The organism is Methylorubrum sp. GM97 (genome assembly GCF_024347855.1).
GTDB classification, from domain to species: domain Bacteria; phylum Pseudomonadota; class Alphaproteobacteria; order Rhizobiales; family Beijerinckiaceae; genus Methylobacterium; species Methylobacterium extorquens.
Genome location: NZ_AP025942.1, coordinates 1293370 through 1317806, shown reverse-complemented (window position 1 = coordinate 1317806; position 24437 = coordinate 1293370). Strand labels below are relative to the sequence as shown.

General features: G+C 62.4%; 23 protein-coding genes and 6 pseudogenes. 14 read left to right on the top strand and 15 right to left on the bottom strand.

Annotated features, from left to right (window positions below; translation table 11 throughout):
- Window positions 1-105 precede the first annotated feature (105 nt).
- Window positions 106-5031 (bottom strand): TIR domain-containing protein, encoded by a 4926-nt coding sequence (locus tag MSPGM_RS06210; protein ID WP_261926207.1) that lies wholly within the window; start codon window positions 5029-5031, stop codon window positions 106-108.
- Window positions 5032-5326: 295 nt separating this feature from the next.
- On the opposite strand from MSPGM_RS06210, the gene MSPGM_RS06205 reads away from it, so the two are divergent.
- The 4 genes from MSPGM_RS06205 (at window position 5327) to MSPGM_RS06190 (ending at window position 7272) form a co-directional block, all read left to right on the top strand.
- Window positions 5327-5758, top strand: coding sequence for a hypothetical protein (locus tag MSPGM_RS06205; RefSeq protein WP_261926206.1), 432 nt, complete (start codon window positions 5327-5329; stop codon window positions 5756-5758).
- Window positions 5759-5873: 115 nt separating this feature from the next.
- Window positions 5874-6155 (top strand): type-F conjugative transfer system secretin TraK, encoded by a 282-nt coding sequence (locus tag MSPGM_RS06200; protein ID WP_261926205.1) that lies wholly within the window; start codon window positions 5874-5876, stop codon window positions 6153-6155.
- Window positions 6156-6288: 133 nt separating this feature from the next.
- Window positions 6289-6648: a curli-like amyloid fiber formation chaperone CsgH gene (csgH, locus tag MSPGM_RS06195; RefSeq protein ID WP_261926204.1), complete on the top strand. Its 360-nt coding sequence runs from the start codon at window positions 6289-6291 to the stop codon at window positions 6646-6648.
- 192 nt (window positions 6649-6840) lie between these two features.
- Window positions 6841-7272, top strand: a complete 432-nt coding sequence (locus tag MSPGM_RS06190) for a hypothetical protein (RefSeq protein WP_261926203.1) — start codon at window positions 6841-6843, stop codon at window positions 7270-7272.
- Between the two features lie 135 nt (window positions 7273-7407).
- Here the strand turns inward: MSPGM_RS06190 and MSPGM_RS06185 are convergent.
- Window positions 7408-7707, bottom strand: a pseudogene (locus tag MSPGM_RS06185) (transposase); the annotation flags it as partial.
- A gap of 272 nt (window positions 7708-7979) precedes the next feature.
- Here MSPGM_RS06185 and MSPGM_RS06180 point away from each other — a divergent pair.
- Window positions 7980-8321 (top strand): annotated as a pseudogene (locus MSPGM_RS06180) (helix-turn-helix domain-containing protein); the annotation flags it as partial.
- Between the two features lie 251 nt (window positions 8322-8572).
- Here MSPGM_RS06180 and MSPGM_RS06175 read toward each other — a convergent pair.
- A complete protein-coding gene (locus MSPGM_RS06175; RefSeq protein ID WP_261926093.1) occupies window positions 8573-9601 on the bottom strand; it encodes an IS110 family transposase in 1029 nt (342 codons plus the stop codon).
- A 74-nt stretch (window positions 9602-9675) separates the two neighbouring features.
- Between MSPGM_RS06175 and MSPGM_RS06170 the strand changes: the two are divergent.
- A pseudogene (locus MSPGM_RS06170) lies at window positions 9676-10296 on the top strand (IS630-like element ISMex21 family transposase); the annotation flags it as partial.
- 226 nt (window positions 10297-10522) lie between these two features.
- Here MSPGM_RS06170 and MSPGM_RS06165 read toward each other — a convergent pair.
- From MSPGM_RS06165 to MSPGM_RS06150, 4 genes are all read right to left on the bottom strand, one after another.
- Window positions 10523-11706, bottom strand: a protein-coding gene (locus MSPGM_RS06165; protein ID WP_209688052.1) for an IS3-like element ISMex5 family transposase whose coding sequence is annotated in 2 segments (ribosomal slippage) — window positions 10523-11442 and window positions 11442-11706 — 1185 coding nt in all. Because the reading frame shifts where the segments join, the coding sequence is not laid out codon by codon here.
- Between the two features lie 264 nt (window positions 11707-11970).
- A complete protein-coding gene (locus tag MSPGM_RS06160) occupies window positions 11971-12312 on the bottom strand; it encodes a hypothetical protein (protein ID WP_003605594.1) in 342 nt (113 codons plus the stop codon).
- Window positions 12309-12782: a hypothetical protein gene (locus MSPGM_RS06155; protein WP_003605595.1), complete on the bottom strand. Its 474-nt coding sequence runs from the start codon at window positions 12780-12782 to the stop codon at window positions 12309-12311. The genes MSPGM_RS06160 and MSPGM_RS06155 overlap by 4 nt, the downstream gene beginning before the upstream one ends.
- Before the next feature lie 95 nt (window positions 12783-12877).
- Window positions 12878-13345, bottom strand: a complete 468-nt coding sequence (locus MSPGM_RS06150; RefSeq protein WP_003605596.1) for a phospholipase D-like domain-containing protein — start codon at window positions 13343-13345, stop codon at window positions 12878-12880.
- A gap of 156 nt (window positions 13346-13501) precedes the next feature.
- Here MSPGM_RS06150 and MSPGM_RS06145 point away from each other — a divergent pair, with 156 nt between their 5' ends.
- Complete coding sequence (locus MSPGM_RS06145; protein ID WP_003605597.1) at window positions 13502-13873, top strand: ATP-binding protein; 372 nt, start codon at window positions 13502-13504, stop codon at window positions 13871-13873.
- Between the two features lie 383 nt (window positions 13874-14256).
- On the opposite strand, the gene MSPGM_RS06140 is transcribed toward MSPGM_RS06145, so the two are convergent.
- Window positions 14257-14709, bottom strand: coding sequence for a helix-turn-helix domain-containing protein (locus MSPGM_RS06140; protein WP_003605598.1), 453 nt, complete (start codon window positions 14707-14709; stop codon window positions 14257-14259).
- 290 nt (window positions 14710-14999) lie between these two features.
- Window positions 15000-15236, bottom strand: a complete 237-nt coding sequence (locus MSPGM_RS06135) for a hypothetical protein (RefSeq protein ID WP_003605599.1) — start codon at window positions 15234-15236, stop codon at window positions 15000-15002.
- 161 nt (window positions 15237-15397) lie between these two features.
- On the opposite strand from MSPGM_RS06135, the gene MSPGM_RS25350 reads away from it, so the two are divergent.
- On the top strand, window positions 15398-15646 hold the full coding sequence (locus MSPGM_RS25350; RefSeq protein WP_080577109.1) for a WGxxGxxG family protein: 249 nt from the start codon (window positions 15398-15400) through the stop codon (window positions 15644-15646).
- 146 nt (window positions 15647-15792) lie between these two features.
- Complete coding sequence (locus tag MSPGM_RS06125; RefSeq protein WP_245265676.1) at window positions 15793-15999, top strand: hypothetical protein; 207 nt, start codon at window positions 15793-15795, stop codon at window positions 15997-15999.
- Window positions 16000-16281: 282 nt separating this feature from the next.
- Here the strand turns inward: MSPGM_RS06125 and MSPGM_RS06120 are convergent, their stop codons facing one another.
- Complete coding sequence (locus MSPGM_RS06120) at window positions 16282-16734, bottom strand: hypothetical protein (RefSeq protein WP_003605601.1); 453 nt, start codon at window positions 16732-16734, stop codon at window positions 16282-16284.
- A gap of 644 nt (window positions 16735-17378) precedes the next feature.
- Between MSPGM_RS06120 and MSPGM_RS06115 the strand changes: the two genes are divergently transcribed.
- Together MSPGM_RS06115 and MSPGM_RS06110 are read left to right on the top strand one after the other, a co-directional pair.
- Window positions 17379-17687: a hypothetical protein gene (locus tag MSPGM_RS06115; RefSeq protein ID WP_043708039.1), complete on the top strand. Its 309-nt coding sequence runs from the start codon at window positions 17379-17381 to the stop codon at window positions 17685-17687.
- Window positions 17688-17800: 113 nt separating this feature from the next.
- Window positions 17801-18313: a DUF3280 domain-containing protein gene (locus MSPGM_RS06110; RefSeq protein WP_003605604.1), complete on the top strand. Its 513-nt coding sequence runs from the start codon at window positions 17801-17803 to the stop codon at window positions 18311-18313.
- Between the two features lie 48 nt (window positions 18314-18361).
- Here MSPGM_RS06110 and MSPGM_RS25465 read toward each other — a convergent pair whose 3' ends face one another.
- The gene (locus MSPGM_RS25465) at window positions 18362-18577 is read right to left on the bottom strand and encodes a hypothetical protein (protein WP_003605606.1); all 216 of its coding nucleotides are present in this window, start codon (window positions 18575-18577) and stop codon (window positions 18362-18364) included.
- Window positions 18578-18747: 170 nt separating this feature from the next.
- The gene (locus MSPGM_RS06105; RefSeq protein WP_165618071.1) at window positions 18748-18894 is read right to left on the bottom strand and encodes a hypothetical protein; all 147 of its coding nucleotides are present in this window, start codon (window positions 18892-18894) and stop codon (window positions 18748-18750) included.
- Between the two features lie 247 nt (window positions 18895-19141).
- Between MSPGM_RS06105 and MSPGM_RS06100 the strand changes: the two are divergent.
- Window positions 19142-19327 (top strand): annotated as a pseudogene (locus MSPGM_RS06100) (integrase core domain-containing protein); the annotation flags it as partial.
- Between the two features lie 264 nt (window positions 19328-19591).
- Here MSPGM_RS06100 and MSPGM_RS06095 read toward each other — a convergent pair.
- Complete coding sequence (locus tag MSPGM_RS06095) at window positions 19592-19867, bottom strand: hypothetical protein (RefSeq protein WP_245265661.1); 276 nt, start codon at window positions 19865-19867, stop codon at window positions 19592-19594.
- A gap of 87 nt (window positions 19868-19954) precedes the next feature.
- Between MSPGM_RS06095 and MSPGM_RS06090 the strand changes: the two genes are divergently transcribed.
- Window positions 19955-21439: a hypothetical protein gene (locus MSPGM_RS06090; RefSeq protein ID WP_261926202.1), complete on the top strand. Its 1485-nt coding sequence runs from the start codon at window positions 19955-19957 to the stop codon at window positions 21437-21439.
- Here MSPGM_RS06090 and MSPGM_RS06085 read toward each other — a convergent pair.
- A pseudogene (locus tag MSPGM_RS06085) lies at window positions 21394-21834 on the bottom strand (transposase); the annotation flags it as partial. The gene MSPGM_RS06090 and the pseudogene MSPGM_RS06085 overlap by 46 nt on opposite strands.
- 185 nt (window positions 21835-22019) lie before the next feature.
- Window positions 22020-22209 (bottom strand): annotated as a pseudogene (locus tag MSPGM_RS06080) (integrase core domain-containing protein); the annotation flags it as partial.
- Between the two features lie 688 nt (window positions 22210-22897).
- On the opposite strand from MSPGM_RS06080, the gene MSPGM_RS06075 reads away from it, so the two are divergent.
- Complete coding sequence (locus MSPGM_RS06075; RefSeq protein ID WP_253389205.1) at window positions 22898-23944, top strand: patatin-like phospholipase family protein; 1047 nt, start codon at window positions 22898-22900, stop codon at window positions 23942-23944.
- Window positions 23945-24437: the final 493 nt, after the last annotated feature.

Below are 24437 nucleotides of genomic sequence, written 5' to 3'. Positions count from 1 at the left end.
TCTGACTTCACCGCACGTCCTACTTCCATAGCCCTATATGATCTTACATATCCGCTAGGTTGAAACCAGTTTTATGGCCGCAGCACATCCGAGCATCATCGAAATTTACTTGAGTGACATAGGTGCTCGCGCCACATCTTTGCATATTGGCTCAAGCGCCGTGAATCCATATTCAATCGCCAAGTCGGATAGGTCATAATCAGGAAGCAAAGCACATGCAACTTTAAGCAAATTACCATTCGGAATTGGTGCGACATTCCAGAGCCGAGCAGTAGTGTCCGCTGAGGTGGTGACAACTCTATCGCCACTGGCCGAGAACATTGCACTTTCCACGTCAAACTTGTGCCCACTAAGCTCGATAAGAGCTTGACCTGACGTGGCGTCCCAAATTCGAGCCACATTGCTTCCGCTTCCGGTAGTGATAATACGACTACCATCTGGCGAGAACGCAGCACTATTCAATCCGGTTTCGCCGCCTTTGATTTCTGCAAGAATTTGGCCGCTCGCAGCATCCCAAATCTTAGCGTCATTGTCACCATAAGCAGTGGTTAAAATACGCCTACCGTCCGCTGAGAAAGTGGCACTATTTAGGCTATTCTCATGTCCCCTGAGCTCGATGAGAACTTTGCCAGTTGATACATCCCAAACTCGAGCGAAATTGCTTTCACTGGCGACTGTCAGAGCTCTTCCGCTATCTGGTGAGAACACGGCGATGTTTAAGCCGCGCCCGTACTCCCTGAATTCCGTAAGGATTCGCCTCGTTAAGTCGTCCGAGAACATGGCGATGTCTACGCCGCGCCCGTACTCCGTGAATTCCGTAAGAATTTGCCCTGTTACGGCATCCCAGATCCGAGCGGCACTGTCACCAGCGCTTGCAGTAAGTATGCGACTTCCATTTGATGAATAAGAGGCGCTAAATACATTACCTTGATGTCCCCTCAGAACAAAAAGAGGCTGCCCGGTTGCCGGGTCCCAAATGCGAACGGTGCCGTCCACCGAGGCCGTCACTACCCGCCGACTGTCAGGTGAAAACTCTGCACTGTTTACTCCCCCTTCATGCCCCTCCAGCACTGTTAGCAATTGACCCGTCTTCGCATCCCAAACTCGAGCTGTATTATCGTCTGGTATAGGAGGTATGAATGTAAGCGATCCTCGTTCCGGCACGGTAACAATTTTACTGCCGTCAGGAGAAAATATAGCGCTCCGAACGGGATATCTGCTACTCACATTCATGACGGCGAGGGCTTGTCCATTTGTGGCGTTCCACAGTCGAGCTGTTCCGTCGTCTGACATAGATAGAATGCGCTTGCCGTCAAATGAGAACGTAGCCCTGCGCACTCTCTTTTTATGCCCCGCAAAGAAAGCCGAAGTCTGTACAAGTCCCGTATCCCATATCCGAACAAATTTATCCTTCGAAGCTGTGGTTAGTACGTATTTACTATTTGGAGAAAAAATTGATATTCGGATATTTCCTTGGTAGCCCTGGAATGAAGCGAGATTTTGACCAGTTATTGCGTCCCAGAGCTGGGCTTTGTCATCACTAAAAGAAGTAGTAAGCACAAAATAGCCATCGGGAGAAAAAACAGCGCTTTCTGAAGTGTTGATGTGTCCATTTAGGACCGCTAAATTATGACCGGTATGTGTTAACCACAGTCGGGCAGTGCCATCCTCTGAAGTAGTAAGAATGCGACTGCCTTCCGGCGAAAACGCTACACTGGTGACGCCTGCTGAATGCCCCTGAAGAACTTGAGTGACTCTGCCATTTTCGGAGTCCCAAACCTTAACGAGGTTGTTTTTCGAGAGCGTGGCGATAAACTTGCCGTTTGGCGAAAATGCAATGTCGGAGCGTGTCCTTTTGTCTTCAGGGTATCCAGCTGAATCTCTATCGAGATTGGCGATGTGTTGACCAGTTTTAGCGTTCCAAAGTTTAGCCGAATCGTCCGCAGATGCGATGGTAAAGATACGATTATTGTCGGACGAAAAGGCCGCGCACTCTAACGTGCCAGTATGCCCTTTTAGTATAGCCACAGGCTGACCACTCTTTGTCTCCCAAATACGAGCAGTCTTGTCCAAAGAAGTTGTGACAATACGATTACTATCTGGAGAAAATGCAATATCGGTCAGCCAATTGTCATGTCCTATTAGTAACGAAACGGGTTTTAAGGCCTCCGCATCCCAAAGAAGCGCTCTGTTATCCTCTAAACTTACTGCAACTCGGGTGCCGTCAGGAGAGAATGCAATAGAGCCACTCACATCTTCATTGCCGACGAGAAAATCATCGATAACCGTAAGAAGGCGACCATTCACACCGTCCCAAATTCGTACAGTCTTATCGTCCAGTGCAGTTGTAATAATGCGAGTGCCATCACGAAAAAACACAGCTTGCGATATTGGCCCCGAGTGTCCAGCAAGAATTGCGAGCGTGCGGCCAGTCTGAACGTCCCAAAGCCTAGCAGTTTGATCCTCTGACGAACTGAGGAGACGTTTGGCGTCAGGTGAGAAAGTTGCAGATTTGAGGGCGCTGGTATGGCCCTTAAATTCGACAGCCGGCTTGCCGGTTTCAATATCCCAAAGTCGAGCGACGTGGTCCGCTGAAGCAGATAGGAGACGTGTCCCATCCGGCGAGAACGACGCGATGTCTGGAGAGGTAGCATGAAGCGGAAGGGCCCGCCGTTCTCTCATATGCACAAGCGCGTTGCTTATAGCCTGCAATGCTATTTTCATTTTTGGTGAGTGATCTGAATTCGAGCGCGGCCATGCGGCAATTGCCAATTTAGCAGAAACAGTTGGATTTTTAGATAAACTTGCTGCCGAAAGTGCGCTCAGTGCGGATGACTGATTGCTTTTTGCGATCCCCTCCTGCTTTCTGGTGAGTAGCTCTTGTCGTTGAGCCTCCATCTTTTCTTGTTTGGCGACAGAGAAAAGACGTTGCGCCTCTTCTTTCTGTGCGATTGCATCCTGACGTGAGGTTCCCGCTTCCCAGCTTTGCCAAAGCGCGATTAGGCTCAGGACGGCGAAGATCAGCGCTGCCGCACTTGCCCCCCATTGGAGCCATCGCCTTTGCCGTGCGCGTTGCTGTTCTTTTGCGAGCTCCCGCTCGACCCGCCTTTTGCAAGCCGCGAGGTATTCTCGTGCAGCTTCGTCGAGCTGCGCCGCGAGGTCGGGCCGGTCCAGCAGTCGCTCGGCCTCGGCCAGACGCTCGCCGCCATGCGCCAGCCAAGCCTCACCGCGTGCGTTCGCCTCCCACTCTCGTGCGGCCCGCCCCACACCTTCCAGAGCCGTGAGGGCCGCAAAATCCTCCTCCAACCATCCCTGCAGCAGCCCCCACTGCCGCAGCAACGCCTCGTGGGCCGGCTCAACCGTCGCCTCGCCTGCCGCATCGGTGTCGGTCGAGAGCAAGCGTGCCTCGACCAGTAGATCAACGAGCACGACAGCTTCGGCCGGGATCTCCGAGCGGCGTGCAACGCGACGGCGCGGCGAGCCCGTGTCGGGATCGATGCCCGCCAGCCACGGGATCAACCCACGTCGCAGCAGGGCGAGTTGCGCCTCTCGATCCCGCGGCAGGCGCGGATCATTGCTAGCCTGCCGCAGCACCTCCTGGACGCCAGCCTCGATCGAGCCACGGACTCGCCCGAGCTGCTCGTAGTCTGCCAAAGCCAGTCGGCCCGAGCCACCGTATTCACGCCACAGCCTTTCCAGGGTGAAGGCCAGAAGCGGCAACGCATCGCGCCCGCCGCCCGCCTCCAAGTCGTCGAGCAGTGCACGCGTCAGCGCCGGTTCGACAACAAGCCGGCGGTCCGCTTCACGCATGCGATCAGCTGGGCCCTCGATGATCGTACTATAGATCCCCCGCGGCATCGGGCCGAAGGTCATCGTCTGCAGTGCGATCCCCTCCAGCGCGGGCGCAAGCTGCAGCCGCTCGAAGGCATCCGAGCGGATCGTCAGCACCACGGCCAAAGCCGGTGCATCTTCCAGAACAAGGTCGCGCAGCAGCGCCAGCAGGGCGCCGCCCTCGTGCGCCCCCTCGCCGAGGAACAGCTCCTCGCCCTGGTCAATCGGCAGGACGAGAAGCGGGCGCTCAGTCCTGTCATGGGCCTCTTCTTCGGCTACCGAATGCGCGGCGGCATCACGGATCTGAGTGAGGACAGGACGGAGGGGAGCCGCACCTTTGATGATAGCTTGGCGAATGGCCGCACGTGTCAGCCCGAGCCCATTCGCCTCAGCCGCATCCTCGAGGATGCTCAGCAGTCCGCTCTTGCCGGTGAGGGCGGCGCGCTCCGGCCGCAGGATTGGCAGCGGCAGGAAGTGTTCGTCGTCGCGGGCGAGGCGCGGCCACAGACCGGCGCGCAGGAACGAGGACTTGCCCGCGCCCGATGAGCCCAGGATGCATAGGAGGCGGGGTGCTGCCCCCGTGCGTAGGGCTCGGATCCGGTCGAGTGCCTCGATGATCTGCGCTTCGCGCCCAAAGTAGATGCCGGCGTCTTCCGCCTCCAGCGGGCGCAGGCCCGGATAGGGCGTGCGCTTAGGATCATCGGCTGGCGGCCAGACGAACATGCTCGGATCGAGCCCGGCCCGGCGCAGGCCCGTGCGCAGACGCACGAGTCCCTCGGCCGAGAAGGTGACGTGCTCCTCCGCGTGCGTGACCGGCAGGGTCGCAGTGAGGACGAGATGGTCGCGGCCGGAGGCGAGGTTCACGAGCTGCCAGGTGCCTGTCAGATTGACCGGCAGCTCGGTGACGGGGATGTCCTCGATGAGCACGCCGAACAGGCGCTTGTTGAGCCTGTGGGCGAGGTTGAACTCCTTAAGGCACCAGCCTGAGGCGAGCCAGGCGCGCGAGACCAGGAAAAGCACAGCCTCGCAACGGCTGGCGGCCTCGTGCAGGGCCCGCTCCCAGCGTTCACCGGCGGCGATGCCGCGTTTTGGATCGGTGTCGAGGAAGACGTCGCCGAAGCCCTCGCGTTGCATCCAGTCGCGGAGCGCGACGGCGGCAGCATTGTCGTGGCTGGAGTGGCTGAGGAAAAGTTTTGACATGGCAGACTGTGAGTGTCGCTCGTCTCAGTAACTAAGCACGGCAGTCAGGCACTGCTCAAGGTGGTGCGTCAGGGCGGCAGGTGGTTGTGCAGCCAGAACGGTAGCCAAGTGCCGGCGCCTGCCTGATCCGCATCTGGCTGGCGAGCTGTGGCCCAGGCGCGGCTGCGTGGCTCCGGTGTGGTTTGTCCCACAACGGGTGAGTTGGGGCTGAGCGATGGTGTGGGTGTGAGGACGGCCGCAGCGGCCGGCCAGCCGGAGAGGCCAAGACCTCTCCGCTCAGCATCCCGAGGCTCCCATGACCACCCGCACCCTCCTGACCGCCGCCGCCGGTATCGCCCTGGCCCTCGTTGCTTCCGCCCCCGCCATAGCCGGCTGCCGCTCGGTCATGGCCACCGAGTTTTACGGTAACGACAGCGACATCGATACCGGCGCGCGCGACTGCGCCTACTGGGGTGCCTACGGCCGCGGCGACCGCCATGAGGTCACCGGCACCGTCGCCGGCCCCGGCAGCCGGGCCGTGACCGGCAGCTTCGGCATCCGCACCCGCACCCGGGTCGACATGCGCGGCCTCGACAACCAGCTCGGCACCCAGGCTCGCTCGGGCGGCCGGATCGATGCCTTCGTGCGTGGCCACCGCAACGAGATGGCCCTGCGCGCGGCCAACGGCAGCTACGTCGGCGGCCGGGTCTTCGGCACCGGCAACGTCATTCGCGCCGAGGCGTGGTGATCTGGCGGTCGATCTCGGCGGGGTGAACCAACCACCCCGCCAGACATGACCTGCCTCGTCTCAGATCCACCTTCTCTGATCCCCACCGCAATCATTCATCCGAGGAGCCTCAACTATGCCCAAAGTCCTGTCCTTCACCCTCCTGCTTGCCAGCCTTAGCCTGACGAGCGTCACCGGAGCCTCCGCCGCCCAGATCGGCGCAACGGTCTACGGCGACGGCAACAGCGTCCGTTCCACTGGCTACGGCCACGGCCCCTTCTCTGGCTTCGTGGTTGATGGCGACGGCAACGACTTCGATCTCTTTGCCGGTCCCTGCCCAGGCGGCCGTCCCAGCCAGACCGTCATCACCGGATCGGGTCGGCGCGGGGTGCGCGTGGCGCCCTGCCTCATCGACTAACCCAAGACTCTGGAAGCCTGCAGCCTCGTGTGGGCTGCGACCTCATACAACTCAAACCAACAGGAGATTTCCGATGAGCTGGCTTTGTGTCTTCTCGCTCTCGTGCCTGGCCAACCCCGCCGTGTCCATGTCCATGCCCGATACTTCTCTCACCCAGACGAACCCAGCGCCGGCTCACGTGCAGCCGGCACCGTCCCCGTCTGCCCCGCTGCGGTGCGAGCTGCACCAGGCGAGGCGTGGCGGCGAGCAGGTGCTCGTGGCGGTCGTGCATTCTGCAATTGCCGCCGAGGGCGAATACGAGTTCAGCATTGCGGCCCGGGATGCGGGCCGCAACAGCGTGTCGAGCTCGACCGGCGACGCCTTCCAGATCCGGGCCGGGCAGCGGGCCGAGCTGGAAGGTCCCAGCCTCAGCCTGGGCCGAGGCGCCAAGCTGCAGGGCCGGCTCGAACTGCGCGATCCAGCGGGGCGCACCCTCACACAGTGCAGCCTGTGAGACGCTGCAAGGAGGCTCGGCCGAGGATGGGCGGACCGATGGTGCGGCTACCCCGGTTCAGCTCATCCCCTGTGGGCTGCGCCACAACCGGCCAGCGCAAGGTGAGGGAAGGTGTGTCTGTGAGGGCGGCCGGAGCTGCTGCCCTGAACTGAAGCCACCGCCTCCTGCAGGCTCACACACCGGAGTTCCACCATGCGCCGCCATCTCCTCTCCACCATCGTCTCGTCCCTGGTCATCGCGGCAGGCGGTTCATCGCAGGTCATGGCCGGCGGTAAAATCCTGATGGAGAACGAGCGCATCCGGGTGGAGCTTGCCATCACAGAAAAGCTGGTGAGCAATGACACGGAGTACTCCCGTGACCGGCTCGGCCACTACGTGTTCATCGCCAGCGCGCTCCCGGACGGCGTGGTCGAGGTGAGCGCCATCGAGGACGTGGCGAACTGCACAGGCGTGCGCCCCCGCTTTGGCCTGACCAAGCCTAGTCAGGGCTACTTCCGCTTCCCGGCCTACGCCGTCTACTATGGGCCTTACGCCAGCAAGCAGGAGGCGGTGAACGTGCGCAGAGCCGTCGCCGAGTGCGTCCCCGATGCCTACAACAAGGCTGGCGTCATCCAGAGGTTCTGAATGACAAAAGCGGGAGGAGGCTATCAAGCCCTAACCTGTTGGCACGAAGGGTACGCAACGGCAGCTAAAAGCCTCGAATTGGTCGAAGAAGGCTCTTCCACTAAAAGCGAGCTCGCCCCTTTCTAAGACCCCGTTTTACGTTGCTTTGGCGAGGCGCCTGACGAGGATCATGGCGGCGAGGACCAAGAAGGCGAGGGCTGAGGACGGTGTCGCCTCGTAGTCGCGGGTCATTCGGCGGCAACGAGCGATCCACCCGAAGGGGCGCTCGATCACCCAGCGCCTGGGCTGGACGGCAAAGCCCTTCTGGCCTTCCTCCGGCCGAATGATATCCACGGCGATGGCAATGGCCGAGCCAATGCGCTCGCCCTGATAGGCGCGGTCGGCGAAGCAGTGTGCTAGGAAGGGCCAGAGCCCGCGCGAGGCGCGTACCAGCGCGGCTGTCGTGGAGGTTGTCCTGGGTGAGCGTCAGATACTCTCCCAATGCCCACGAAACCCGCCGCCCACAAAACCGCCAAGCCTTCCGCCCCGTTATGAAACGGGCTCTAAGCCGCGAGCTCTGCGCGTGAGATTATCTATCGATTTCAATAACGTAGGTGTTCGCAGTTTTATTCGAGGTGGCGCGCCAAACTCCTCAATGACTTAGAGCTGTTCCCGGCGATGTTGCGACGGGACGGTGGTTGGGGCGTTGACCGGTGAAGGAGCCAGCGATGCCTTCACCGTTGTCTGTCGATCTGCGCGAACGCGTCGTAGCGGCCGTGGCCGGGGGCGCTTCCTTCCATTGGGCGGCGGCGCGGTTCGGGGTGAGCGTGTCGAGCGCCAGCCGCTGGTCGCAGCGGTTTGCGCAGCAGGGTCACGTCGCGCCCAAACCGACTCACGCCGACGACAGCCTGCCGGCGATCGAGGCGCATGCGGATCTGATCCTCTCCCTCGATGAGGCGCAGCCCGAACTCTTCCTGCGCGAATTGCGCGACGCCCTGGCCGAGCAGGGCGTGCAGACCAGCACGAGCGGGCTGTCACGCTTCTTCGCTCGCCACGGCATCACCCGCAAAACGTATGGCCCGCCCCGTCCGCAAGTGGCTCGGATCCGCTGGTCTGTGCAGTCTGCATAAACGTATCCGGCCTTCCGGCAGCGCCGTTGGCCAAGATGGAGATCCGCGCGTCCTGGGCCTCATAAAGGGGTCGGCGTCGAGCGCCATTTTTGCGGAGAGGCTTCCAAAACACCGGTCGACTGTCAGGCCATCTTCCTCTCACCGCCCGCAGACATCGAAAGGCCGGCGCGTCCGCGCCGGCCGAACTCGGATCAGGCGGCCACGGCCGCCGGCTCGTAGACCCGCCCGTGGCGCAGCAGCGCCCAGACGATGCGCGCCATCTTGGCCGCCAGGGCGACCACCGCCGTGTTGACGTGCGACCGCGCCAGCAGCCCGCGCAGCCACTGCCCGAGATGGGTGTCGCTCTGGCGCAGCGAGGGCAGCGCGGCGCGGGCACCCTGGACCAGCGTCTTGCGCAGGTACTTGCTGCCGCGCTTGGTGATGCCGACGAGCCGAGGCTTCCCGCCGGTCGTCACCTGCCGCGGTACGAGACCAAGCCAAGCCGCTAGATCGCGCCCGCGGGCGAAGCTGGCCACGTCGCCGATGGCCGCCACCAGCGCGGTCGCGTTAAGTGCGCCGATGCCCGGGATCGTGGTCAGCCGACGAGCGTCCTCGTTGATGCGGGCCTGCTCAGCGAACTCGGCGTCGAGCGCGGCGATGCGCTGGTCGAGCTCCTGCCAGCGTTCGCGCACCTCGGCCATGAGGGTGCGCATGCGCGGTGTGAGCGACGCGCCCGCGTCTGTGTCCAGCAACGCGGCCAGGCAAGCGGTGAGCTTGGCGCGCCCCTGCGCCACGACGTGGCCACGCTCCAGCAGGACGGAACGGATCTGGTTGGTCAGCGCCGTGCGCTCGCCCACGAGCTGGTCGCGGACCCGGTGCAGGGTCTGCACGTCGAGCTGCGCCTCGGACTTGAGTGCCACGAAGCGCATCGTCGGGCGTGTGGCCGCCTCGGCGATGGCCTCGGCGTCGCGGTCGTCGTTCTTCTGCGCCTTGACGTAGGGGCGCACGTACTCCGGCGACATCAGCCGGACGGTGTGGCCTTGCTCGGCCAGGGCGCGGCCCATGTGATGGGCGCCGCAGCAGGCCTCCATCGCAACGACACACCCCGGCAGCTTCGCGCCGAAGGCGATCACCCCCTCGCGCCGCATGCGTCGGCGCAGCACGACCCGCCCCGCCGCGTCCAGCCCGACGAGGCTGCAGCTGTTCTTGCCCAGGTCGATCCCAAGAACCGCAATCGTCATCGTCCCGCTCCCTTCCTCATCTCGGCTACCCTGCAAGCCTAGCAGCGCAGTCCGGTGAGGGGCGGGCCATCCATAAAGGGGCGCAGTACGCGGCTGAGCAGGAGCGGGCCGACGTGAAGGCGGCGCGTGAGGCGTGGTTCGAGGCTCAGCCCGACCTCGACCCCGACAAGCTCGTCTTCCTCGACGAGACGGCGGCTGCCACCAACATGGCCCGCCGCTACGGCCGCGCCCCGCGCGGCGAGCGCTGCCGGCTCCTCGTACCGCAGGGCCATTCTAAAACGACTACTGTCACCGCCGCTCTGCGCACCACCGGCCTGTGCGCCCTCGACCTCGCGGATGGCGCCACAAACGGCCAGCGCTTTCGCGACTACGTCGCCAACCGCCTCGTCCCGGTGCTGCGGCCCGGCGACACCGTGATCCTCGACAACCTGCAAGCTCACAAGGTCAGCGGCATCCGCGAGCGGGTCGAAGCGGCCGGCGCGCGGCTGCTCTACCTTCCGCCCTACAGCCCCGAGTTCAACCCGATCGAACAGATCTTCGCCAAGCTGAAAGCGCTGTTGCGGACCGCAGCCGCCCGCACCGTGGCTGACCTCTGGGACGCCATCCGGAACGCCTTCACCCGCTTCACCCCAGACGAATGCTGCAACTGCCTCGCCGCCGCCGGCTACGACAACGATTTGGCCGTCGCTACGTAAGCGGGAACGGCTCTAGCTGCTTGCAATGTTTGTATGCCGTTCGACAGCCCATCGAGCAGGCCGCTCAAATCGGCTCGGCGGTCTGAAAGTCCCGCGGCTGTGAAGAAGTTGACTGGATTGTCGAGCGCAGACGTAACGCGTTTGCCGGTCGCCAGGACATTCTGCGTAAGCGCTTGATGATCAGCGACGTTCTGATCGGCCCCCACGCGGTGGTCCAAGTTCTAAGTTAGTGCAGGGTCGGCCTTTGCTCCACGGGTCGCTTGGCCGGCGGAGCCGACCGAGTGAGCGCAGCCGGCCAAGCGGTGAAGGCCGGCACGAACACCTCCGGGGCCGGTGGTCGGTAGCCGAGCGAGGCGTGCGGGCGCACGCTGTTGTAGTGTAGACGCCAACTCTCGATCACGATCTGCGCCTCCTTGAGCGTGTAGAAGATCTCACCGTTCAAAAGCTCGTCCCGTAGTCGTGCGTTGAAGCTCTCGACGTAACCGTTCTCCCATGGCGAGCCGGGTGCGATGTAGGCTGTTCTGGCGCCGACACCGGTGATCCAGGCCTGCACGGACTTGGCGATGAACTCCGGACCGTTGTCCGAGCGGATATGGCTGGGCACGCCGCGCAGGATGAACAGGTCGGACAGCACGTCGATCACGTCCGCCGCCTTCAGCTTGCGTGCGACGCGGATCGCTAGGCACTCCCGCGTGAACTCATCGACCACGTTCAGCATCCGGAACTTGCGGCCCTCGTGCGTGCGGGCTTCGACAAAGTCGTAGGACCAGACGTGATCGCGACGCTCCGCCCGCAATCGCAGGCAGGAACCATCCCCGTCCCAGATGCGGCCGCGCTTGGGCTGCCGAGACGGGACCTTCAGCCCCTCGCGCCGCCAGATCCGTTCGACCCGCTTGTCGTTGACGAACCAGCCCGCCGCCTTCAGCAATGCACCGATCTTCCGGTAGCCGTAGCGCCCGTACTGGCGAGCCAGTTCCACGAGGTCGGCTGTCAGCGCGGCCTCATCCTCTCTTCCCCGCGGCACCTTGCGCTGCGTCGAGCGATGCTGCCCGAGCGCCCGACAGGCGCGGCGCTCGGAGACGTCTAGGACGTTCATGACATGCGCGATGCAGGCGCGTCGGCGCGCGGGGCTGGTCAGTTTCCCCGAGCGGCCTCCTGCAGGATCAGCTTGTCGAGGGTGAGATCCGCAATCGCCTTGCGCAGCCGCTGGTTCTCAACCTCCAGGTCCTTCATCCGTCGAACCTGATCGCTCTTCAGGCCGCCGTACTCCTTGCGCCAGCGGTAGTAGGTCACTTCCGTCACGCCGATGGCCCGGATCGCCTCCGCCACGCTCTGGCCCTGCGAGACCAGAACATCCACCTGCCGCAGCTTGGCGACCACGTCTTCCGGCTTGTGCCGCTTCGTTCCCATCTGTCCGTCCTCATCTGGCTCAAAAGCCATACCTCAGGGCGGACCACTTCAGTGGGGGCGGATCAGTCAGCGAGATGCTGGACATCTTCTGTGCTTATGGTTTTCGTGTTCGACACAAGCAACCGCAGATATGGTTGATGTCGCGTTAAATTAACGGTCCATTCACCATGTCGTGTGCGTGCAGCCGTCGATTTTGTTGTTTCTGGAGCCGACGTAGCATCGTCGTTGCACACAAAGACTTAGGATCAGGCCGATTTAACGATGCTAAATGTAACCTTTGGTGCGCTGCTCGGAGGTGGGTGCCGGGCACACCGGCCCATTCGCGGGGTCGAGGCGAACCCCAACGGCGTCGGGCCACCGATGGGCAATGACGCTCGAAGCAGCGCCCCGGTTGATCTGGGCGAGTTGCACGAAGCCGCCGACTTGGCAGGTGCCGTTGGCCGGGTCGCCGCCGATCGGGATGCGCTGCTGTCGGGCGGCGCAGACAATCCGCACCGCAGCCTCGGCGCAGCCGATGCCCTGCTGGTTCAGGGCTCGATCCGGGTCCACGCCGACGGCGACACACGTATCTCGACCGTAGCCGGAGCACACAAGCCGGGCGATCACACCGCGGCCTTTATGAGGAACTCGACGAGAGGCATCTCGATGAGGCTGCCGTCGTCCTCTACCTTCGTCGCGTCCCACAAACCGTGCTTCGTCAGGTAGGCTCCTGCCAGCCTGGAAAGCTCGCTCTGCTCCTGCTTGGGCAAGCGCCAGCCGTCGATATCCAGAAGCTCGTCACAAAGGATGAGATTACGAGGCTTGCCGTCCGCGCCCGGCTTGATCGGGACGCTCCCGTCCTCCCGCACACGCCAAATGCCACCGTATCTCAGCTTCGATCGCTTTTTCGACGCGGTGAGTTCGACGAAGATCGTTCCTGCCTCCGGCCTCCAGTCTGAGTCGTTCACGTAGAAGGGATACTCTCCCTCAAGCGCGGTCAACCTTGAGATTGCATAAGTCGCGGCTGGCCCTGCCTGGAACGCATCGATCGCATCTTGATCCACGTCCGCGACGACAAAGCCGAGCACGTACACCATCTTCGAAATGCGTCTCGGCTCTGCCCGCGCCACCTGCAGCAACGTGCGGACGTACTGGCGCTGGGCTCGACCGTGGTTCTGCTGCCAGAGCGGTTTTACCTCATCGGCCAAAGTCGCGGTGACGGGGGGGCACGCTCCCAGCTCAGGTTGAAGCGTTGAAGCGCCTCTGCAACGAACGTCGGCTCCGTGAGCAGCGCGTTTGCCTCGACGTTGCCGGCTGCTCTCGCACCCTCAAAGCCGAGCCCATTGCTGGATGCGTTGCTCGATCCGACGATCGCAACGTCGCCAACAACCGACAGCTTGGAGTGGAAGTCATCTAGGGTCCGGATCTCGCAGCCAGCATCGAGCAGCTTCTTGATCTCTCCTGGATTGCAGACACCGCTGAACAGGTCGCAGAGGATGCGCGTCCCCACGCCAGCTGGTCGCCGATCGAGGCCAAGTCCCTTGAGCGCGCCAGCTCCCCAAAATGCGATACCGAGGCTCGCATCATCCCTGCGAGCCAGGAGGCTCCTGAGCCGCTTTGCAGCGTCATCGCCATCCAGCAAAATTGGGCTGTCTGTCATGCGCTCGGATGCCCTACGGTCAGGACAGAAGCCTCCGGAAAGTTACCGAGTTCCAATCCGGTGCTGGATGCGCGATTTGCTAGGAAAACGCCGGCAGCCCGACAGTTCGCCGCCCCGTCCGCGGCTGATATGTAGGCCGAGCCTGAACACACCCTGATGCGGCGAATGAAAATCTGCGAGGAGCAGGGCACCGGCATCGACAAGGCCGTCAACGCGGCTGAGATTTTCCAGCTTCCCCCTCCAGATTTTCGAACCGAGGGTGACAACATGAAAGCCGTGCTGCTGGCACCCCGGCAGTTCGGAGAAATGACACAGGTCGAGCGCGTCCGAGCGGCCTACCAGCATGCGGTCCTCAAGGTGCTGGCAAACTCAAGAATGACGAACAGCTCCCTGTGCGAACGCCTCGGAATTGCTAAGCAGAATGCCGCGCAAGCATCCCGGATTATCAAGGATGCCTTGGCCGCCGGCCTGATCCGTCCTGCGGATCCGGAGGCGCCCCGGGCCGGCTATGTCCCGCACTGGGCCTAGTTCTTGATCGGGTTTTGATCGGGATCCGGTGGGAAAAGCCACCCCACTGTTGTTGCAATCCTTTTACCGGCGCTGGAATGGGCTTTTCTCTTGATCGGGTTTTGATCCACGGCCGGGGGAGCTTCGCGCGCCAGGTGATGCCGGCAAAGCAGCAGGGCCAAGCTATCAGGGGGCCGGCGCCTGCCGGGGCGAACTTGCTGCCGCGGCGGCCTCCTGCTGATCGACACCGTTGAGTCTGCATACCCACGGCGATGTGGCCCTTTTGCGCCGGCAAAACGCGACCGCATCGCCCACGCTACGAACGGATCTGCTAACCTGTTGTAAGGACTGGAGGTAGCATGCTCATCAGAGAGCTGGGTCCTCCGCCTTCGGAGGGCAACGCTCTATCCAGCTGAGCTACGGGTGCTGACCGTGGCTCGTGAGTAGCCCAACTGAGCGGCGGACGCAACGGTGCGAGCCGCGCTGCGAACGAGGGCCAGCACCTCACGGCGTAGCCGGTCATCCTCGATCGTGATGAAGGCGTTCAGCAGATCGACGGCCCCCGGGACGCGTAGGAACTCGAACGCTTCTTTCTGGCCCTGCTCGACCAAGCCGGCCCCTTCCTCGAAGAAGGTCGAGACCGGTACCTCAAGTACCCGCGCAACCTCGCTCAGGCGGCTGGCGCCGACACGGTTCACGCCATTCTCGTACTTCTGGATCTGCTGGAACGTCACGCTGAGGGCCCTGCCGAGCGCAGACTGCGAAATTCCCTTGGACTTGCGCAGCATCTTGATGCGCTGTCCAACAAGACGGTCCTGCTCGGTCACACGCTTTGGTAGTGCGTTTGGAGTGTCCATAGGAACATGCCCTGAGTCCGAGAGCTAAAGCGCTATTGCAGCCGATCGGCCAGGAGCAACTTTAACGCGAGCATTACTGTTCCCGCGAATAGCAGCACCTGTCAGATGACCGTCGCGAGCATCCGCTTCCACACCTCGGCCATGCGGACGCCATCACCTGCGCCGACCGTGGCAGCTTCCCGCCTATGACGGCATTGGCGCGGCGGCCTGCGACGACTCTCCTTCCCCCGTCGCCGCAGCTACAATGAACTTAGCGAGCCGATTGGGATCGCGGGGGCGCTTGGGGGTGGTCATAGAGCCCTCGCATAACCGGGCAGCAGGCCGATCGCCTGCGCCGTATCCTGAGAGAGGCGGGCCTCGCTCAACTCAACCTCGGCGTCGGCCTTCACGGCGTTCTTCACGATCTGAACGCCCGTCTCCGGGTCATCTGCTAGGACAGCATAGAGCATCGTCAGCCGGCCGTTCGGCGTGTCGGCATCAGGCCACGTCACCTTGACGATAAAGGCGGTCTGGTTGGGCTCGATCATGTCCTTAGCCTACATGGCCCGCGAGCCGGGACCAAGGTTGGGTCAACCCCGACAAATTTCTAACTGACCCACTTGGGGAGCTCCGATCATTCACGGAGCTGTGAACCCTTTTCCACCCAGAGGCGTTCCTCGTCACCTCTCCCGGCTTAGGAAGTTCACCAATGAAAATACTTTCCGCGTCCCTGCTTGCGGTTGCTCTCGTAGCTACCCCGGCGCTTGCTCAGCAGAATAACACCAATCCTACAGCCACGCAGCAGAATACCCCGCGAGCGGCTGATCGCGATAACGACTTCGATATGGGCTGGCTCGGGCTGATTGGACTTCTGGGCCTTGCTGGTTTGCTCGGCCGTCGCAGGCATGATCACGTCAACACGACGTCTACGACGCCCGGTTCGACTATCCACCGCTAAAGATCGGGGGAGCTTCGGCTCCCCTTATTCGCATGTGTGCCTCACCCACTTTACCAAGAGGCAGCGGGTCATGTTGAAGTCTTCGCAGGCTGGCCCAGCCTTGGGGCCAGCAACTGCGCCTGCCATGGTGAGCGATGCCTTACACAGTGGAAATCACGCTGGCCGATCCACCATCGTCCGAGGATGGTCTGCCGATCTATGCGCTGCCCGAGAGTTTCGACACGTGTGCAGACGCCAAGGAAGCCGCTGCTGATCATATCGCCAAGTTGGGACGACCTCCCTCGACCGTCATGTTCACCGTGATGGATCGTGATGGCGTTACTGTTGCGACGGGTGACGACAGCGCGACCTGACCATCATCGAGCGATCCTGGCTGATTTAGCAAGTTTATCGTGGACGCACCGGTGCGATGGCTTGACACCTGACATTCAAAAACCTTTATTCAACTCGCGCTGACTGCAGAACAATATGGACGGGTCTAGCGCGAGAACGGATGTGAGGCCGCCATAGGCCCTGCCGCTTCTTACGATTGGAAAGATGTGCCCGAGCGGATGACCCCCGTTGCGGAGTTATTCATTGAGCAGGAGAAGGGGCCGCGGCCCTCAATCATCGGACCGCAGCCACCGAAATCAACCTCACTCGGACGGCGGGCTCAGGATCAACTTGCCACGGAAGACTTCCTTCTGATTGTTGATGCTGGCGCACCCGTACTCCTGCTCGCCTGCCGCAAGCGTCCTCAGTTTCAGTACGCCCTTGCCGTTCTGCTTGACCGTGTATCCGTCGCCGCTGGCGGCATGGGCCAGATCGCCATCATGGTGCAGGATCTGATCGTTCTTGAACTGGTTCAGTGACGTGAGCATCACCGGCGAGTCGGACTGACTGATGATGTTGATCGTCACGTTCGAGTTCGCTGCAAGGCGGAGTTCGGTGGGAGAGCAGACGGCCTTCCCGTCCTGCTTGGTGATCTTCAATTCCACAGACGGCATCGACGCGCTCTTGGGCGGGGTATCGGGCTTGCCCTGAGCAGCCGCTGCCTGGGCGAACAGGATCGTCATCAAACCGAGCCCAAGCGGGGCATGCCGCAGCATCTGCGATCTCCTTGGTGAGGTTGGTAGGTGTCGGAGCAAGGTGATCCTGGGCTGCCAAGTTCCCTCTAGCAGGCGAACAGTCCCCTCTTTGATGGGGCGTCGAGCTCCAAGTGGTCTGGGAGCCGCTACACTGCGGTTCATGCCTCGGGTGAAGAGGGCCGGCCCTACCTCGAACCCCGGGGGCCTGGCGCCCCCAAACCTATACGGCTGGTCGGGGACCGTAGCCCCCGACTCGTCGTGCCGGTATTAAGACGCAGTCTGCGACCGCCTCAGCGGAATTGACGTCCATACCCGCCGCGGAAGCCGCGGCCAGGACCGCCGAAGTGCCGACCCCCATATCCGCCCCGACCGTAGAACCTCGGACGCGGACCGTATCCTCCGAACCCACGACCATAGCCTCCACCGCGGTAGCCGTGAGGACGGCCATAACCACCGCCATATCCGTATTGGACGTTCTCGACAGGAGAGACGGCTTCAGGTGCTGATGGGACGGCAAACGGTGCTGCTGAGGCTGCAGGTGCCAGCAACAGGCCAGCAATGACGAAAATGGCTTTGCGCAACGGAGTACTCCTATTCTGCGCGTTCATGAGAAGGCGCAGAGCTAGGGGATATAGGGCGCTGATCGGTTTTACGGAGACCAGCCGTTGTTCGACATCTTCGGCCGCAAGCGCCGCGAGGAAGAGCGCCGTCGCAGAGAGGAGCGGGAGAACCGCCTGCGCCGCGCCCGTCTTCTCGACGCGCCTGGCGCGCCCCGGTCGGCAGCGAACGACAGCCAGATGAACCCCGCCTCGCCATCCGGCATGATCCTGAGCCCGCTCAGCCCGATCTCGCCAAGCTATGGCGCGTCGGATCACTCGACCTCGTCGCACTGCTCCGGCTCCTCGTCCTACTCGGACAGCGGGTCATCCTGCTCCGGCGGGGATAGCGGTGGCGGCGGAGGGGGTGGGGACTGAGCATCGGCATGCCCCGCCTCACCACGCTCGCGCCACGCCTCGGCACCCTCGCTGCGACCTATCTCCTGTTCACGCGTTCCTTCATGAGACAAGAAATCTTAGGAGGAATATACATGAACCCACATCAATTTTTGGTGGCAGTCTCGGCAGTACTGATCGTGTCCACGGCTGCACATGCCGAGCCACCCAAAGCTGCCGTTTTCGACTTCCAGCTTGCGAACCTCGGCGCCCAAACTCCAACTGATGAGGACCAAGCCCGCCTCGGCCCCCTCACCGATCTGCTACGTCAGCAGCTACAGGAGAGCGGTCGCTATCAGATCGTGTCCACGGATCCCGTGAGGGCTGAGGTCGAGAAGAGTTCCGACCTGCGCAAGTGCGGCGGATGCGCCGAAGATTTTGCGCGCAAACTCAAGGCGGACGTCGCGATCACTGGCGAGATCCAGAAGGTCTCCAACTTGATCCTCAATATCAACGTCTACGTGAAGGATCTGAAGGCTGACACGCCCGAGCAAGCTTATAGTGTAGACATTCGCGGCAACAACGACACCTCGTTCGATCGCGGTGTGAAGTACCTCGTGAAGAACAACATGCCCCCCGCGACTGAGGCAGTTTCACCGCAGAAGTGAGGCTGGCTGCGGGCTTGCGGTCTGTGCCGCTATACAGCTCTCAGAAGCCTATCGGCTCCCGAACCCAGCCTGATCTTTCTCAACGGCTCTCAACGCGTTCTCGAACGCCTTGGCCTCGGTGGGGAACGAACGGTCGGACCTCTCGGTCGGCTTACCGTGCTTCCTGAGGGCCCATCCGAACTGGCCGTCGGGCTTCTTCAGCGGTTCGATAGTGATAGAATAGGGGGGTGAGGCACTTAATTGGTCATGCCCCCCGTATGCCATGCAGGTCATCCAGCCACTAGCGCCCCCGTTGGTCGGCCAAGGCGGTCGGGCAGTTTCATGCTCAGAGGTCGTCGGTTTGATGCCGACCGCCGCCATTACTTCACCGCGGGGGTCGGCGACGCCCCGCCCCGAGCGGGCGGCCCGCTGCGGGGCTTTTTCGATCCGGCCGGTTAGCGGCCCGATCCGCCACTGCCAGCAGAGCTTGTGTTGCCGCCGCCGGCGTTGTTCGGATTGCCGGCGTTTCCACCGTTCTGCTGAGCCATCGCAGAACCGGTCATGACGGCAAGCGCCAGTGCTGCCGTGATGATCTTCGTCATGTGCTGCTCCGTCTATCACGGCTCCTCTGGCCGCATTCCCGAGCAACTGGACCGATGACCTGACCGGCTGGCTTTGGACTGGGCTGATTGAGAGGATCAGCCTGGATCAGAGGAGTTGGGAATGAAGCGAGGACGGAGGCCGAGCGCGGAGCAGGTCGTGCTGATGCTGCGCCAGATCGAGGTACAGACGGCGCAAGGCAAGAGCATCGCCGTCGCGTGCAAGGAGGCGGAGGTCTCCGAGCAAAGCTACCGTGACGAGCGCCTACGCCAGGAGATCTTCTACTCGCTGAGAGAAGCACAGGTCGTGATTGGCCTATGGCAGAACACCTACAACCGTGTCCGGCCGCATTCGTCGCTGGGCTACCGGCCGCCCGCGCCTGTCAGCTTCCCGGATCTGGCCTACCGGCTACCCATGGCAACTACCGTGCAGTAGCCTCCCATCTGGCCCGGTCAAAAATACCGGTCAGGTCAGGTTTGCCCAATTAAATATAGCGCTCCTAACTCTAATTTAATGCGCATAATTCGAGATTTCTGCATCGATAGATGCAGTAACCACTCGTTTTGTATGAATGGATACAATCAGAGTTCCCATCGGGTTGGTTGGTACCTCCGATGGTGAACGGGCCGGGTGAGCCGCACAAGGCTCCCCGGCCCGCATCCTTCTCACAGCATGTCCGCAAGTTGGGCGCCTTGCAGATCAATCCTGCCCTTGCTGCTGCTCTGGGGTCATGCTTTCGAGTGTCTCAAGTGCCTCGCGAAGTGCGGCCTTCGCAGCGCCGATCCCAACCTGCCTCAGGTCAGCTTCGGTTTGATCGCCCGGCGCTCCAATTGGCACCTGTATTCTTATTTCGGTGTGCCGCAACTTGCCCGCAACGTAATCGTCGCTCGTTTTAAAGAGCACAACCGCGGCGCTGTCCCGCAGCAGATCCAAAGTCAGCGCATCCAAAGTCATCTGCGGCATCGGCTTTTCCATCAGTAAGTTTTCTTACTCAGATGGTGAACGGGCCGCGTGACGAGCACAAGTGTCCTCGCCCCGCATAAATTTCGTCATCGAGTCTTAATGACCCTCGTCGTCACCGCGAACATCGCCGGGCAGACCCGCGGCGAGCCCGTGCAGTTGCCTGATCGGCGCCGTCGTCGGCTCTCCACGATCGTCGCCCGCCATAAGCCGCCGCCCGGCCGCCGGTTCATCATTTCGGTGCACCGGAAGGGCGAGACCTTCCTGCGACCGACGGACGGGGCGGTGCGGCTGCGCGCGGACCGGCGGCGCACGCTGGTCGGGCCGGACGGCGTGGTGCTCGTCACCATCGTGCCGGGCCGCGGCGGGATCGCCTCCATCGGTCTTGCCATCGCGTCGATCGCGCTGATTGCCGTGGCACCCTACGCCGCGCCCGCACTCGCACCTGCGATGGGTGGAGCCGGCATCGCGGTGTCGGCGGGCGCCGTGCAGGCGGGCCTCGTCATCGGCGGTGTCGCCCTCTGCGACGCCGCTCAGGCCTCGGCTGCGGCCAAGAAGAAGACCGAGCGCAGCTTCTTTAGCGTCACCGGCGGCGGCAATATCCCGAAGCCCGGCGCGCGCAAGCCGCTGCTCTACGGCCGGTGCTGGACCACCCCACCGCTCAGCCAAAAGGATTTCATCACATACGACGGCGACACGATGGCGCTGACCAACCGCATGACGCTTGGGATCGGCCGGTTCCAGATCCACGCCGTGCATGTCGGCGAGGCGGCGTTCTGGCTTGAGGGTGGCGGCATCCAGGCGCCGTTCAACTCGACGGATGGCACGTTCGGGACGCAGGTCGAATTCCTGTACGGCCAGCCCTCGGCCATCGCGCCGGGCGACGTCATCTCCTCGCCGTCGGTCGGCGGGCAGGAGATGCCGCGCCCGGGCGGCAATCACGAGCGGACGCCGTGGTTCCGGCTGACCCCGCAGGGCGTCACCGCCGATGCGGCACAGATGTCGTGGACCTATCCGGCGATCTACCGGATGACCTCGCAGGGACGGCAGGCGCCGACCGTGGCCGGCGTCGTGTTCCAGGGGCAGGAGATCAACCCGACCACGGGCGAGCCGGTCGGGCCAATCTTCGACCTGTGGCGCTCCAGCGAGGGCGCGACCGCGCTGACCACCACGCCGCTGCGCCGCTCGGCCTACTTCCGCCTGCCGAAGAGCGGCGCCTTTAAGGTGCGGCCGCAGAACATGTATCCCGAGGCGGTCGGGTTCGAGCAGAAGAACACCGCCTCGTGGGACGAGATGGCGGCGATCGAAGACGACGTCCGGATACGGCCGAACACCACCGAGATCGTCATGCGGGTGCGGGCGGGCAAAGGCCTGACCGTCACCGCCTTTTCCGAGATCTGGGTCGATGCCACCCGTATCATCCCGGTCTGGGACGGCGTTGCATGGGTCGAGCAGGCAGAGCGCGAGGCGGTCTGGGCCTTCGCCGACCTCGTGCGCTCGCAGCGCGGCCTCGCTCTGCCGAACGGCTTCGACGCGGACACTTGGCTCGCTCGCTGCCGCTCGGACGCGATCAGTCCTACGATCTGACGGTGTCTTGTGACGAGATCAGCCAAGGCCTGAGTTTCGGCATCGGCCCGAGCGCGAACGGGTGGGTTGGTGGCCGCCGCGAACGGGGCGATCACGGTGGCGTCGATGCGGTCGGTCTTGGCGCGTTGGCCCAAGGCGTGAGCGAAAGCACGGACCTGTGCTGGGTTCACGATCACGGCTGGCAGCCTCCAGGTGGTGAGAGCACGTGCCACCATGGCTTCCAAACCGCCGGTTGCCTCCAGGACGACGAGCTTCGGCTTCAGGGGCCGGAGGCGTTCGCACAGCTGCTCCACGCCCTCGGTCGTACGGTCAACGGCGAAGTTCGCTCTAGAGGGATGAACGTGAATATCGAGGCGGTCACGGGCCACGTCGATCCCGACAACAGGAGCGTCCATCTGATCCCATCCTTGCGCAAGCGGGCTTCGCGTTGAGCGGCCCAAGCGACATTTCGGGTTCGATGGAACGGCGGGCGAGGACCCTGGCTCACTTGCGGGCTTGGTGGCCCCAGAGGCTAACGGTCTCCCACCCGCCACCGCGCCGAGGAGCATACCCGGCGAGGTTGGGATCAAGTTACAAGAGGCTACTGCAAGGCAGCAGCCATGGGTAGCCGGAAGGCCAGATCTGGGAAGGTGACGGGCGCCGGCGGCCGATAGCCCAGCGACGAATGCGGCCGGACGCGGTTGCAGGTGTTTTGCCACAGCCCGATCACGATCTGCGCTTCCCTCAATGAGTAGAAGAATTTCCTGCCGTAGGCACTCATCGCGCAGCTCTGCTCGGAGATCTCTGCCTCCTTGCACGCCAGGTGGCCGCCGCGCTCGACAGCACGAGCCCGACCGCAATCAGCAGGCGATAGAAAGGGGAAAACGATCATCGCCGTGGCTCGGGCGGGGACAATATGACTGGATCAGCGCGGCTGTGGGGCAGGCACGCGAATCGTGACCATCTGGCCGCTGATCGGATTGGCAATGCCGATATTTGCCGCGGCTCCGGTCAAGCTCTGAGCCTAATTTTCAATTGCTAAAATCATTAGATTCAAATAAAATCCTTCAAAATTGAACTAGAGGCGCATTCTTAGGCTTCCTAAAGAGAAAGCTATCTTCTCTGGTAGGACACGATGAATATCAAATGTGCTCTTTTTCTCGTTGCCCTGGCTGCGTGCACACCATCAACGGCGGTTGCTCAGGAAAAGTCTGCCACCGCTAACGCACCCGCCGGTGAGGCTCGTTGGCAAAAGCAATGCGTAGACAAAGCGAACTATGACAATCTCGGAGCGGATCTGCGGCCTACATTCATGATTGAGTGTGTCGCAGGTGCCAAGCTTGATGCTCTTACCAATCCCGCTGCGCAGAAATAGAAGCTTACGCAATCCAATGGGTTGCCCTCGAACGCTCGGGACTTCGACGTTACAGAGATACTCGCACCCTACCGATCGGGTCACATCCTCAATTGACATCTTCCTTGAACAAACTCCCTTGGTCTGCACTGGGCCCATTTCGGGCACGCGATACCGCGCTCGTCCTCGCTGGAGGCAACGCGCTCGGCGCCTACCATGCGGGAGCCTACGAGGTTCTGCACGAACGGGGCATCCGCCCAGACTGGGTCGTTGGTGCCTCAATCGGTGCCGTGACGGCGGCCATCATAGTCGGCAACGCTGCCGAGGAACGGGTCGCGAAGCTCCGGCAGTTCTGGGATGAGGCGACGCAGCACACCGGTCCCAGCGTCACAGGCTTGCTGAAGCCGCGTCAGTACTACAACGCCCTGCACGCTCTCCTAACGCTGACTCAGGGGCGGCCGAATATCTTCCAGCACCGCTTTCCCGGAATGTGGTCCACCCTACCGTGGATGCCGAACGATGTCGCTCTGTTCGACCACCCCCCCCTGCTAGGCACCCTGAAGCGGCTCGTCGACTTCGACCGGCTGAACCGGGGTGACACACGCCTGACAGTGGGCTGCATCGATGTTGAGACCGGCGAGGAAATCTATTTCGACACCACCCGTGAGACCATCCGGCCCGAGCACATCCTGGCGAGCACTGCCATTCTTCCTGCGTTCGCCCCAGTCGAGGTGGAGGGTCGCCTCCTGTGCGACGCGGGCTTCACGAACAACTTGCCCCTCGATCCACTGTTTGTGACCGAGCCAGAGCGCGATCTCCTCTGCATCGCATCGGACCTGTTCAGCCCACGCGCACCCCGTCCGGCTTCGCTGGATGCAGTGCTGGAGCGGGCGAACGATCTTATTTTTGCCAGCGCAGGCCGGCGTGCCATTGCGGGCCTCCGGCGAGAGTACGCTCTGCGCCAACAACTCGATCCGGATGGACCAGCAGTCACACTGCTGCACCTCATCTACCAAGCGGGCGCCGACCAACTTTCGGCCAAGAGCTTTGACTTCTCGCCCTCCTCGATCTGCGACCGTTGGGCGGCCGGCAGTTGCGACATGATGCATGGGGCAGACTGGCTGGCATCCCACACCGCCAATGGCCAACGCTTCATTTACGAGAGCCTCTAGACCAGCCTAACGCCTATCAGAGTACCAACTTCAGCGCCCTGTTCGGATGTGGCTAGCGATCCGTTAATGTTGATTCTCCGGGTCGTGCCGCAGCCTCACCATGGCAGGAAGCGGTCCGAAGCTGGTCGCCCCGACAGCATGAATGCGATGGCACCGACGACGTCTGCGAGGACCACAAAAACTTTTGCCCCGAACATGCTTTCCCCCTCGCCCCTGATCGGGCTGGGTCCGTCTGACGCGAAGCTGAGGGGGAAGCGCGACCTTCAGCGCGTCGTCAGGGTCGCAGCTTGGGAAGCCGATTCTACCGGGCACCTGTCGCGGGCGTCTCCTCGTCCCATTCGCGATCTCACCGCCTCGGCAGTTCGGCGTGCTCCCGCTCCGCCCCCCCCCCGCAGCCGCAAGCTGACGTGCCGGAAGAGGACGACCCGGCGGTAAAGGACACTGAGCAGCAACCGCCCTGACGTTCTGCTCGGGCTCGGCATTCCATCAGCCG